The organism is Bacillus sp. AFS001701, from assembly GCF_002559405.1.
In the GTDB taxonomy this organism is placed as follows: domain Bacteria; phylum Bacillota; class Bacilli; order Bacillales; family Bacillaceae_G; genus Gottfriedia.
Genome location: NZ_NTZO01000229.1, coordinates 1 through 11663, shown reverse-complemented (window position 1 = coordinate 11663; position 11663 = coordinate 1). Strand labels below are relative to the sequence as shown.

Genomic DNA, 11663 nt, shown 5'->3' with positions numbered 1-11663 from the left:
AAATAATAATAATTTTAAAATTTAATTATTAAAAAAATTATTCTGTAAATAATACTTCTATATCATATAAGATTACGACACAAAATTCAAAGGTAACCTTCATATTTAGACATAATATTTGTTTTTTCTTAACTTTGAATGTATTCATTTTAAAAATATAGAAATAATTAATTTTATAATTAAATAGTATTTAGTATTGAAAAGATAGACTGTTTACGTTAAAATTTTTTTGAAACGTACACAATTTGTTCATATATTTATCACAAAAATTTCATTCAATTTAGTTTAATAGAAGTATGTCTAAATTAAAAACTCATTATGAACCATTAAAAAATGGGTATGAAAAATGAAGTTTTGTAAAAAAAAGAGGAGGATTGACTTGGAACAATTAGCTAATAATGTTTCTAATAACGAAGAAACTAATCATCCTTCTAGTTCACTAAAGAAAGATTTACTTTCTTTAATGAAAATAGGGATTGTAAACTCTAATATACTGACAACTTTTACAGGTATCTGGTTAGCAATCCAAATAAATGGATTAGATATATTAGATTCTTTACCAAAAGCAATTATTACTGTAATTGGTTCATCACTTATTATTGCAGGATCATGTGTAATCAATAACTATATTGATCGTGATATTGATCCGTATATGGAGAGAACGAAAAACAGACCAACTGTAACCGGTAATATTAAACCAAGCGTTACAATTTCGATTGGTATTCTTTTATTAATTGTGGGCTTTACATTTATGGCTTTCACAACCTTAATGGCTGTTGTATATGCATTTATTGGTGCATTTACATATATCGTACTATACACTCTTTGGACGAAACGTAATTACACGTTAAACACAGTAGTAGGTAGTATATCTGGTGCAGCACCCCCATTAATTGGATGGGCAGCAATCGATGCGAATTTGCATCCAATTGCTTGGATGCTGTTTTTAATCATGTTTATATGGCAACCACCTCATTTCTTAGCACTTGCGATGAGACGTTCTGAAGAATACAAAAGAGCGGGAATTCCAATGCTACCAGTGGTTTACGGATTTGAAATGACGAAACGTCAAGTGATGATTTGGGTATTATGTTTATTACCACTGCCATTTTACATGCAAGCTCTAGGTTTACCATTTATTATTTTTGCAACAATATTGAATATTGGATGGGTTATTTTAGGATTATATTGTTATAAACAAAAGGATGATCAAAAGTTCTCTAAACTAATGTTTATATACTCCATTAACTATTTAACTCTTCTATTTATGTCAATGATTGTGTTTACAATTTCGTTTTAATTAGGGGTATTACGGGGGATTTTTTTATTGTTTGTTTAATCTTATTTTTAAATAAGAATGAAACACTTTAAATTGAAAGAGGGGGAAGTATACTTATGAAACATTGGCGATTAGTCTCGCTAATTTCCTTGATAGCAGTTATTTTGAGTGCATGTGGACATGCAAATCAATCTACACTGAATCCTCAAGGTGAAGTAGCAAAAATGCAATACGATCTTATGAAGCTAAGTACGTTGATCATGGTATTCGTTGTTGCTGTAGTAACAGTTCTTTTCCTTTACGTAATCGTGAAATATCGTCACCGTAAAGGACAAGAGAATATTATTCCAAAGCAAGTAGAAGGTAATCATTTCTTAGAGCTTCTTTGGACAATTATTCCTGTTATTTTACTTATTATTTTAGCAGTACCAACAGTATCACAAACGTTTAAGCTTTCAGATGAGAAGCAAATATCAAAAGATGAGAAGAAAAAAGATGCAATTGTTATTAATGTAAATGCTCATCTTTTCTGGTGGGAATTTGAGTATCCAAAACAAAAATTCATTACTTCTCAAGACATGTATATCCCAGTAGGTAAAAAAGTTATCTTAAACCTAAAAGGTCAAGATATTAAACACTCATTCTGGGTACCATCATTAGCAGGTAAAATTGATACAAACGTTGAAGGCGAAAACAAAATGTGGCTTTCAGCGGATAAAGAAGGTACATATAATGGATTCTGTGCAGAGTTTTGTGGTCCTTCACATTCATTAATGCAATTTAAAGTTAAAGTTGTAAGTCAAGCCGACTACGATAAGTGGTTAGCTGATATGAAGAATCAGAAAGGTCAAGCTGTAACAGCAGATGCACAAGAAGGTGAAAAAATCTTCAAACAAAGCTGTATTGGTTGTCATGCTGCAGACGCAAATGATACAAGACCACCTGCTGCACGACTTGCTCCAAACTTAGCTAACTTCGGTGATCGTGATATGGTTGCTGGTATTGCTAAAAATAATGAAGCAAACATCAAGAAATGGTTAACTAATCCGGAAGCTATGAAGCCAGGAAACCTTATGACAGGTAAATATGGTGACTTATCAGCTGATCAGATTGATGCATTAACTGCATACTTAACTAGCTTAAAAATTGCAAAATAAATTAATGGATATGAAGCAAAGGGGGTAATACTGTGAGTTCTGTAGCGAAAAAGAAACCACTATTGTGGGACTACTTAACGACAGTCGACCATAAGAAAATTGCCATCCTGTATTTAATTGCAGGCGGATTCTTTTTCTTAGTTGGTGGGATGGAAGCGTTATTTATTCGTATACAATTAATTAAGCCAGACAACACATTTTTAGTTGGTGATGCTTATAACCAAGTATTAACAATGCATGGTACAACAATGATTTTCTTAGCGGCGATGCCGATGATCTTTGCATTTTTTAACGCGGTAGTACCTTTACAAATTGGTGCTCGTGACGTAGCTTTCCCGTTTTTAAATTCTTTAGGTTTCTGGTTATTCTTCGTTGGTGGAGTTTTCTTAAATCTAAGTTGGTTCTTAGGTGGAGCGCCTGACGCAGGTTGGACTTCATATGCGACACTAGCTCTACACAGTAAATCACATGGTGTAGACTTCTACTTATTAGGTCTACAAATTTCAGGTATTGGTACATTAGCAGGTGGTATTAACTTCCTAGCAACGATTATTAACATGCGTGCTCCTGGGTTAACATACATGCGTATGCCACTATTTACTTGGACAGTATTTGTAACATCAGCACTTATTTTATTTGCTTTCCCGGCATTAACAATCGGGTTAGCGTTATTAATGTTTGACCGCCTATTTGGAACTGCATTCTTTGATGCATCTTTAGGTGGAAACTCAATGATCTTTGAACATTTATTCTGGATTTTCGGACATCCGGAGGTTTACATTCTTGTATTACCAGCATTTGGTATCTTCTCTGATATCATTCCAGCATTCTCTAAGAAACGTTTATTCGGTTACTCTTCAATGGTATTCGCAACAGTTTTAATTGGTTTCTTAGGTTTCATGGTATGGGCTCACCATATGTTTACAGACGGTCTTGGTGCAGTAGCAAATGCAATTTTCGCAGTTGCAACAATGGCAATTGCAGTTCCTACAGGGGTTAAAATCTTTAACTGGTTATTAACAATGTGGGGCGGACAAATTCGTTTTACAACACCAATGCTTTGGTCAGTTGCTTTTATTCCATCATTCGTTCTAGGTGGAGTTACTGGTATTATGAACGCTGCAGCTCCTGCTGACTATCAATTCCATGATAGTTATTTCGTAGTAGCTCACTTCCACTACGTAATCGTAGGTGGGGTAGTATTTGGTCTATTTGCCGGTGCACATTACTGGTGGCCAAAAATGTTTGGTAAAATCTTAAATGAAACATTAGGTAAAATTACATTCTTTTTATTCTTTATAGGTTTCCATTTAACATTCTTTATTCAACATTTCTTAGGTTTAATGGGTATGCCTCGTCGTTACTTTACATATTTACCTGGACAAGGCTTAGATACTGGAAACATGATCAGCTCAATCGGAGCAATGTTCATGGGTCTAGCTACAATCGTTATGTTAATCAATGTAGTTTATACAGCAATCAAAGGTAAGAAAGCTGCTGGAGATGCATGGGGTGTAGGTCGTACACTTGAGTGGTCAATTCCTTCTCCTGCACCAGAATATAACTTTGCTCAAATTCCATATGTACGTGGATTAGACGCTCTATGGGTAGAAAAAATGGAAGGAGACGGCAAAATGACACCTGCTGAACCACTAGGTGATATTCATATGCCAAACTCATCTATTTTACCATTTGTTATGTCAGTGGGCTTATTTATTGCAGCATTTGGGGCAATGTATAATGACCAACTTAAGAACCACACTGCAGTTGGTGTATTAATTCTTGGCTTATTTATTACATTCGGTTCAATGTTCTTACGTTCTTGGATTGATGATCATGGATTCCATATCCATAAAGAAGATATAGCTGATGAGGGGGTTGAGGCATAATGGAAATGAATCAAAAATTTACAGCTGAAACGTTTCCTCATAACCCTGAAAAAGCGACAGAAGAAGGTAAAAATAAGTTCTTAGCATTCTGGCTATTTCTTGGTGGAGAAACTGTATTATTCGCATCATTATTTGGTACTTTCTTAGCATTAAGAAACTCTACTGCTGGTGGAGCAAGTGCTGCAGAAATGTTCGAACCAAAATTAGTATTCATTGCTACAATGTTACTTTTAACATCTTCTCTTACAAGTGTTTATGCAATGTACCACATGAAAAACTTTGAACACAAAAAGATGATGTTATGGTTAGGAATTACAGTTTTATTAGGTCTAGGATTTTTATTATTAGAAATTTACGAATTTAGACACTATATGCACGAATATCATTTTACAATTAAAAGTAGTGCATTTGGTTCTTCGTTCTATACATTAGTAGGTACTCATGGTGCCCACGTATTTGTTGGTTTACTATGGATCACTACTTTAATGCTTCGAAATGGTGGAAGAGGTTTAAATTTATACAACGCTCCGAAGTTTTATATTGCAAGTTTATACTGGCATTTCATCGACGTAGTATGGATCTTCATCTTTACAGTAGTATACTTAATGGGAATGGTGGGATAAGAAAATGGGTACAAATACAAACTCTCATCAAAGAAATCAAGTTGAAATAAAGTATCACAGACGTAAACATGCAGAAGAAATGAAACAACAATTAATTTCATTTGCATTAATGATCATTTTAACACTTGCATCTTTCGCAGCAGTATTATACAGAGATAAAATGGATCCATACTTTACAGTACCATTTATTTTATTACTTGCTGTAATTCAACTAGTGTTCCAACTTTATTACTTCATGCATATGAAAAATAAAGGTCACAGCACACCAGCTTTCTTCCTATATTCAGGAGTTACAGTTGCTGTAATTACACTATTAACATTCTTAACATTAATCTGGTTATGATGTGAAAAGGAAGTGAATTTAATTCACTTCCTTTTTTTGTTCGTTTATGTAGATTGTTGCTATTTTGTGGGACATACTTGCTGTTTCGTTCAATAAGAAACAGAAATTGGATAATGGCATACTTGGTTTCGGTTGGTATTGATATAATGCCAACTTTTGATTTGTAATGCAACTAACGCATTGAGTTCTATTGAATAGAAAAAAAGGCTAATTACGAATGAGCCTTTTTTGAATTCAAAACCTTATGTTATCCCTTGGAAATGTTAAATAATGTATATTTTTTATAGTTTTGTAAATTTGCCCTTAATAACCACAATTGAAGATTATTAATGTTGCCAGTAAGGAGAACTTATTTAGATTGAGAAAGCACATAATGAAAGTATTTTTGAGGTGTACCATAACGCTTGAGTTCTTGAATTAATTCTTCATCAGCCTGAGTAATAGTTCCTTTTTCTACTCCATTACCATCTTGGATTGAAACAGGAAATAAACTTCCATCTTGGTAATCAAAGTTAATGATTTTTCCAATACCTTCTCCTGTAATGCTCAACGTAACACCTTCATTTACCATAGCATAACCAACTATGTCATATATTTTCTTAAACAATTCTTCTATCTCAGCTAATGCAACAAGTTCTTCTTCGCCTTCATTAAATACGTTATCTTTATCAAATTTTACCCAAATACCAACAGCTTCTTTTTCTGGAGATCTATTTAAATCTTCATAATCAATTTTCGTTATCGTCCCAGAATGATAAATAGGTTCTTCCTCATTAATACAATAAATGTCACTTCTTTTAATAATTTCTACACGATCGCCTTCACTTACTGTTAAGTCTCTTTTTGTACCAAACCTATTGTAGTAAATCAATCATATTTCCTCCTAGTAAAATTCTTTAGACTTATAAATTATCCCCAAAATTACTAAAGAAATACTTAAAGAGAATACTAATTTTCATTGTTGTTTTCTTTGGGGGTGTATCAAGAATCTTCAACTATGGACATGTTTTTTGGTATAAGAAAGTTCAGTGGAAGAAAACTATAAAGCCGAAATAATTTTAGCATGAGTACGAATTCGGTTAGAGTTGCACAGTAAAATGGAAGGGATGATTCAAGGATGGATATGGAAATTCCTAAAGATGAAGATATTGAAATGGAAGAAAAAGTTGAGCTTACTGGTAGTATTGATAAATTAACAGAGCATGTAATTTGGGGTGCACAAGGTTTCATGGATATTCCTGATCAAGGTAAAACGTACAGGAAAAGATATTTAGGAAACCGATATCAATAACTTAAGAAATCGTTGACCGTGAAAAAGGCGTGTAAGCTACAAAACAAAGGCAAGGAAAAATACACTGTATTATTTCCATTTCAACAAAGATATTTATGAATAAATATAGATACATAACATGCGCATGCGTTAATGGATATCATATTCATCCTTAAGCAATTAACGCAATACTTTCATTCAAAAATTAGGAGCTGATTAATTAATCAGCTCCTATTTCACATTTCAAAAAGCAATTCAACTAACTCTAAGCGGTTCTTTATTATTGGGAGGTTGGCTAGTTTTTGAAGAAGACTCTTTATTCAAAGCCAATAATAATATCATTCCAATGATACAGGCTGTACCAAGCCATTGGAAAAAACCAAAAGGTTCTTTTAACCAAAAGATTGTAGTTAAGACAGCAGCTAATGGTTCAACACTTCCTAGCAGACTTGATTCTTTAGGTGGAAGACTTTGTAAGCTTTCTATATAGAACCAAAATGCGATCATTGTACCGAATATGATAATGAAGCCTAAGTATAAAATCGCTACTAGCGTTAAGTTTTTATAGTTCATTTGCCAAGGAGGATGGATAAAACTCAATACGAAGCCACCGATTATCATAGCCCATCCGACAATGACAAGTGAGTCGTACTGCTTAAGTAATGGTACAGCAAATAAAGTATAAAATGCTAAAGATACTCCAGATAATACACCCCAAGCGATTGCAAGTGCTGGCACAGATAATTGCGAGATTGAGCCGTTAGTTAATAAGAAAAAACTTCCAATTAATGCTAGAGAAACAGTTAATAAATCTTTTCGTGTTAGAGCGTTTTGTTTACGGATAATTAAATATAGGATAATCATTACAGGGGCTAAATACTGTAATAATGTTGCAACAGCAGCGTTTCCATGTTCAATTGAGGCCATATATGTGTATTGAACCGCTAGCATCCCCAATACCCCGAAGATAATTAGTTGAATTGCGATCCTTCCATTTTTCCAAACCCCTAGGATCTGAGAACGCTCTTTTTTAAAATATTGAATGGCTAAGAGTAATAATCCAGCTATAAGCAAACGGACCGTAACCAGCCAATCTACATCGATTTGATACTGTTGAAAAAGTTTTTTTGCGACAGTACCACCAATCCCCCAAAATACTGCCCCTGTGATAACAAGAAATATTCCCTTTCGTCTATACATGATTTTAGTCGCCACCTTCAAATATAAAAATAGTGTTATAATATGTTAAATGATAAGTGGGAAAACAGTAAATTAATACTCAAATCGAATGGAAAAATGTAAGGATATTGAGGTGGTTATGGGGATATGCAAATTAAAAATTTTATGGTTGACGAAAGTTTAAAAGAATTAACTAAACATCAAACTGTTGTTTTGCCAATTGCATGTTACGAAACAACGATTAAGCAAAACATAAATAGTTATATACCACTTCATTGGCATGATGAATTTCAGTTTGTTCACATTGTTAAAGGAGAAGCAATTTTTCAAATAAATGAAGAAAATATTTTTGTTCAAGAAGGGGAAGGGCTTTTTATAAATAGTGGCTGTCTGCATATGGCAAAAGATCGGAACGATTCTGAATGTGCCTATATTTGTTTAAATGTTTCTCCAAGTTTCGTTTTGTCTCAAGAACTTTATACAACCTTTGTAAAGCCATATTATCAGGCGACTAATATACCCTTTTTATTCTTAGATCCAAAGGAGCTATGGGCTAATAGCATTTTAAGCTATATTTTGAAAATCAATGAGATGATCAAACAAAATTCACCATTCTATGAAATCGACGTCAGCTTACATCTCACATTAATTTGGAAGAATTTAATTATGAATGGGATTGAATTAGAGTATGAACAGTCGGTAGTTGTTAAAAGTAACCGAATGAAGCAAATGTTAAATTGGATCCACTTACATTATTACGAGAAAATACTATTAGAAGACATTGCAAGAGCGGGTCAATTAAGTCGATCTGAGTGTTGTCGATATTTCAATCGTATTTTAAAAACAACTCCATTAAACTATGTAACCGATTATCGAATACAAAAAAGTTTAATATTACTACAACAACGTGAGTCGAATGTCACTGATGTTGCCTATCAAGTTGGATTTAATAGCACTAGCTACTTTATTGATAAATTCCGAAAGTTGATGAACTTGACACCATTAGCTTACAAAAAACAAAAAATTTCAGAAATCCTATGAAGTAAAACACCAAAGTATCTTTTAATTGAAGAATCTAAGTTGTTTAATTATAGTTATTTACTTATGTAATTAGCAGGGATGTAAAATGGTGTGTTAGAATTCACAAGATCCTAATCATGATATGAACTCGACGTAATGATAGAGTCTATGAAAAAAGATACAAATAGGTGGTGGTATTATTATGAAACATCTTCTTCCTATAAAGTTACAATGGAGACAGGTCAATCCTTTCGTGATAAGCATCATAAACCACGTGAGGATCTCTTTGTCTTGATTAATAGCAGCCCAATCTTCAACAATGATCGAATTGTGGGTGCAGTTGCGACTGAAACTGACATTACGAGTCAAGTGATAATGACTCAAGAACTTATGAATGCTTCCTCCAAAATTCTTCAATTGCAGAACGAGGTTTCAAGACTGGAATTGTCACACGATTCTTTTCAACAAATTAAAGGTTCGAGTCAATTGATGAAAGAAACAGTTTCGTTATCAAGGAAAATGTCTGAAACGAGTGCGAATATTTTATTACTTGGTGAAACAGGGGTTGGGAAAGAAGTCTTTGCAAAAGCTATACATTTTTATCGTGGAACATCTTCTCCATTTATTGCTTAAACTGTGGTGCGATTACACCGTCATTGTTTGAGAGTGAATTTTTTGGCTATGAAAAAGGAGCATTTTCTGGTGCAGATGTAAAAGGTAAAAAAGGAAAACTAGAGTTGGCGCACGGAGGAACACTTTTTATGGATGAAATTGGTGATTTACCGTTGGATATGCAAGTGAAATTACTTAGAGTTTTGCAAGATAAAACGTATTACCGCGTTGGTGGTACAGCTAACAGCGGAGTGCAGAATCATTGCTGCTACAAATAAGGATTTAGAAGCAATGGTTGAAGCTAATACTTTTCGAGAAGACCTTTATTATCGTCTTAACATTTTATCTATTACGATTCCCCCATTGAAAGAACGAAAAGAAGACGTAATGGAGCTCCTTCATCAATTTATCTATGAGTTTTCATTACAATATCATCGAACAATTAAAATTGTTGACCCTCAGGTAACTTCCGCCTTATTACAATACGATTGGCCTGGAAATGTGAGAGAGATGAGAAATGTTATTGAACGATTAGTATTACTGTCTGTAGAAGGAACAATATCTATAGGAGCTTTACCACCAAAGTTGATACAATCTACATTGTTATCGACTGGGTATGATGACTCCTTGCAAGATGATCTAAATGATTAAGGAATTCAATCAGGTGAAAAAGTGGTATTCCAAGATGGGATAGCTGCCGGATTGAAGGTGATATTCTAGTAAAAGTGAATGGATATGAACATGTTCTATTCTCAGAAACAATTAAATATATAAAAAATATTAAACAGGTCATTTAATGCATTTTTTAAAGGATGACCTGGTCTTTTGAATGGGGGAGTATTCGATATGAATGAAATTATCTTATATATCATGACGGGATTTATGGTCCTAGGGGCAATCGATTATCTGATTGGTAATCGGTATGGACTCGGAGAAAAATTTAAGGAAGCCTTCCAATCCATGGGACCACTTGCTCTTTCAATGGTTGGCATGATCTCACTATCACCCGTATTAGCAAAATGGTTAACACCGTTTGTATCCCCTGTCTACCAATTTCTTGGAGCAGATCCATCGATGTTTTCATCCGCGTTTTTAGCTCTTGATATGGGTGGATACTCATTAGCAAATGAAATGGCTCAATCGAGTGATGCTGCTTTTTTTTCTTGGGTATTTTTAGGAACCATGATGGGGCCAACTATTGTATTTACCATTCCGGTTGCTTTAAGCATCGTTCATAAAAATGATCATCCCTTTTTTGCTAAAGGTATTTTAATTGGGCTAATGACTATTCCATTTGGATGTTTAGCGGGAGGATTTGTTGCAGGATTTGGTTTTATATGGATGCTGAAAAATTTAGTTCCTTCTATTCTAATTTCTGTATTGATTGGCATTGGAATGCTTTTTGCTCAATCAGTGATGATTTGTGGTTTTAAATGGTTTGGGAAAGGAATTGAAATCGTTATTATCATTGGTCTTGTCTCAATCATAATTAAGACTTTAACAGGTATCGTTATAATTCCAGGTATGATGCCGATTTCGGAAGGTTTTGTAACAGTTGGAAAAATAACGATCATACTTGCCGGTGCGTTTCCGTTTGTTTTTGTGCTAGTAAAAGTATTACAGAAGCCTTTTGCATTACTCGGAAATAAGCTAGGTATGAATCAACAAGCATTAGGTGGATTCATTGCCTCGTTCGCCCATCACATTCCAATGTTTGCAACAATGCATGAGATGGATGACCGTGGAAAAGTCATAAATACCGCATTTGCCGTAAGCGGAGCATTTGTTTTTGGCAGTCACTTAGGATTTGTAGCAGGTGTGGAGAAGAATTTTGTCATTCCACTAATAGTCGGTAAACTGACCGCTGGGTTATTGGCTGCTGCATTGGCTTTGCTAGTGACAAAACATGTGGCAAAATGAATAATGAATAATAGAAATGTAGATTGGAATTTTAAAGGCTTGCCTCATTTGGGAAAAGCATGATCAGAGTGTTGATATAATGTGGTCAATAGGGAAAACGGACATTAAATGAACATTTATTAGTGATGAAATTATCATTTATTTGGATGATTTTTTAATGGTTTTAAATGTTAATATGTTTGAGTAATTTCATGATTCCAATAGTTTTTCAGAAGTTAAAAAATTATGAGCTAATTTTGTTAAAAACAAATTCAATTGATTAGTTTAGTTTTTTAATGTTCGATATTAATCAACCTAAAAACATATTAATAAACAACTGTTAGGTTACTCTAAGTAAAGGCTATTTGAGGATTTATTGCAGACTTTTTTTG

At 33.8% G+C, this 11663-nt stretch carries 12 protein-coding genes and 1 pseudogene; 11 read left to right on the top strand and 2 right to left on the bottom strand.

Features of this window, described 5'->3' with window-relative positions:
- Positions 1-346: 346 nt before the first annotated feature.
- The 5 genes from cyoE to ctaF all read left to right on the top strand — a co-directional run bounded on the left by cyoE (position 347) and on the right by ctaF (position 5291).
- Positions 347-1300, top strand: a complete 954-nt coding sequence (gene cyoE / locus CN514_RS15555) for a heme o synthase (protein ID WP_098233371.1) — start codon at positions 347-349, stop codon at positions 1298-1300.
- 95 nt (positions 1301-1395) lie between these two features.
- Positions 1396-2436, top strand: coding sequence for a cytochrome c oxidase subunit II (coxB, locus tag CN514_RS15550; RefSeq protein WP_098233370.1), 1041 nt, complete (start codon positions 1396-1398; stop codon positions 2434-2436).
- Between the two features lie 32 nt (positions 2437-2468).
- Positions 2469-4325 carry a cytochrome c oxidase subunit I gene (gene ctaD, locus CN514_RS15545; protein WP_098233369.1) on the top strand — a complete coding sequence of 619 codons (1857 nt, stop codon included), beginning with the start codon at positions 2469-2471 and terminating at the stop codon, positions 4323-4325.
- Entirely contained in the window at positions 4325-4948 is a 624-nt protein-coding gene (locus CN514_RS15540) for a cytochrome (ubi)quinol oxidase subunit III (protein ID WP_069035564.1), read from the top strand. Before ctaD ends, CN514_RS15540 begins: the two co-directional genes overlap by 1 nt.
- A gap of 4 nt (positions 4949-4952) precedes the next feature.
- A complete protein-coding gene (gene ctaF, locus CN514_RS15535; RefSeq protein WP_098233368.1) occupies positions 4953-5291 on the top strand; it encodes a cytochrome c oxidase subunit IVB in 339 nt (112 codons plus the stop codon).
- 349 nt (positions 5292-5640) lie between these two features.
- Here ctaF and CN514_RS15530 read toward each other — a convergent pair whose 3' ends face one another.
- Entirely contained in the window at positions 5641-6162 is a 522-nt protein-coding gene (locus CN514_RS15530) for a hypothetical protein (RefSeq protein WP_098233367.1), read from the bottom strand.
- A gap of 246 nt (positions 6163-6408) precedes the next feature.
- On the opposite strand from CN514_RS15530, the gene CN514_RS25780 reads away from it, so the two are divergent.
- Complete coding sequence (locus CN514_RS25780) at positions 6409-6582, top strand: hypothetical protein (protein ID WP_176522509.1); 174 nt, start codon at positions 6409-6411, stop codon at positions 6580-6582.
- Positions 6583-6816: 234 nt separating this feature from the next.
- Here CN514_RS25780 and CN514_RS15525 read toward each other — a convergent pair whose 3' ends face one another.
- Positions 6817-7761 carry an EamA family transporter gene (locus CN514_RS15525; RefSeq protein WP_098233366.1) on the bottom strand — a complete coding sequence of 315 codons (945 nt, stop codon included), beginning with the start codon at positions 7759-7761 and terminating at the stop codon, positions 6817-6819.
- Positions 7762-7887: 126 nt separating this feature from the next.
- On the opposite strand from CN514_RS15525, the gene CN514_RS15520 reads away from it, so the two are divergent.
- From CN514_RS15520 to eutH, 5 genes and pseudogenes are all read left to right on the top strand, one after another.
- Positions 7888-8781 carry an AraC family transcriptional regulator gene (locus tag CN514_RS15520; protein ID WP_098233365.1) on the top strand — a complete coding sequence of 298 codons (894 nt, stop codon included), beginning with the start codon at positions 7888-7890 and terminating at the stop codon, positions 8779-8781.
- Positions 8782-8928: 147 nt separating this feature from the next.
- Entirely contained in the window at positions 8929-9393 is a 465-nt protein-coding gene (locus tag CN514_RS26590) for a sigma 54-interacting transcriptional regulator (protein ID WP_286141712.1), read from the top strand.
- Positions 9394-9416: 23 nt separating this feature from the next.
- A pseudogene (locus tag CN514_RS27015) lies at positions 9417-9678 on the top strand (sigma 54-interacting transcriptional regulator); the annotation flags it as partial.
- The gene (locus tag CN514_RS27010) at positions 9664-10023 is read left to right on the top strand and encodes an AAA-type ATPase lid domain-containing protein (RefSeq protein WP_483295017.1); all 360 of its coding nucleotides are present in this window, start codon (positions 9664-9666) and stop codon (positions 10021-10023) included. The pseudogene CN514_RS27015 and the gene CN514_RS27010, both read left to right, overlap by 15 nt.
- 195 nt (positions 10024-10218) lie before the next feature.
- Complete coding sequence (gene eutH, locus CN514_RS15510) at positions 10219-11292, top strand: ethanolamine utilization protein EutH (protein WP_098233364.1); 1074 nt, start codon at positions 10219-10221, stop codon at positions 11290-11292.
- Positions 11293-11663: the final 371 nt, after the last annotated feature.

What these genes read in the sequence shown, in the direction of transcription:
- cyoE (WP_098233371.1), top strand. Translation starts at nt 347, where the DNA reads ATGAAGTTTTGTAAAAAAAAGAGGAGGATTGACTTGGAACAATTAGCT.
- coxB (WP_098233370.1), top strand. Translation starts at nt 1,396, where the DNA reads ATGAAACATTGGCGATTAGTCTCGCTAATTTCCTTGATAGCAGTTATT.
- CN514_RS15540 (WP_069035564.1), top strand. Translation starts at nt 4,325, where the DNA reads ATGGAAATGAATCAAAAATTTACAGCTGAAACGTTTCCTCATAACCCT.
- ctaF (WP_098233368.1), top strand. Translation starts at nt 4,953, where the DNA reads ATGGGTACAAATACAAACTCTCATCAAAGAAATCAAGTTGAAATAAAG.
- CN514_RS25780 (WP_176522509.1), top strand. Translation starts at nt 6,409, where the DNA reads ATGGATATGGAAATTCCTAAAGATGAAGATATTGAAATGGAAGAAAAA.
- CN514_RS15525 (WP_098233366.1), bottom strand. Translation starts at nt 7,761, where the DNA reads ATGTATAGACGAAAGGGAATATTTCTTGTTATCACAGGGGCAGTATTT.
- CN514_RS15520 (WP_098233365.1), top strand. Translation starts at nt 7,888, where the DNA reads ATGCAAATTAAAAATTTTATGGTTGACGAAAGTTTAAAAGAATTAACT.
- CN514_RS26590 (WP_286141712.1), top strand. Translation starts at nt 8,929, where the DNA reads ATGAAAAAAGATACAAATAGGTGGTGGTATTATTATGAAACATCTTCT.
- CN514_RS27010 (WP_483295017.1), top strand. Translation starts at nt 9,664, where the DNA reads ATGGTTGAAGCTAATACTTTTCGAGAAGACCTTTATTATCGTCTTAAC.
- eutH (WP_098233364.1), top strand. Translation starts at nt 10,219, where the DNA reads ATGAATGAAATTATCTTATATATCATGACGGGATTTATGGTCCTAGGG.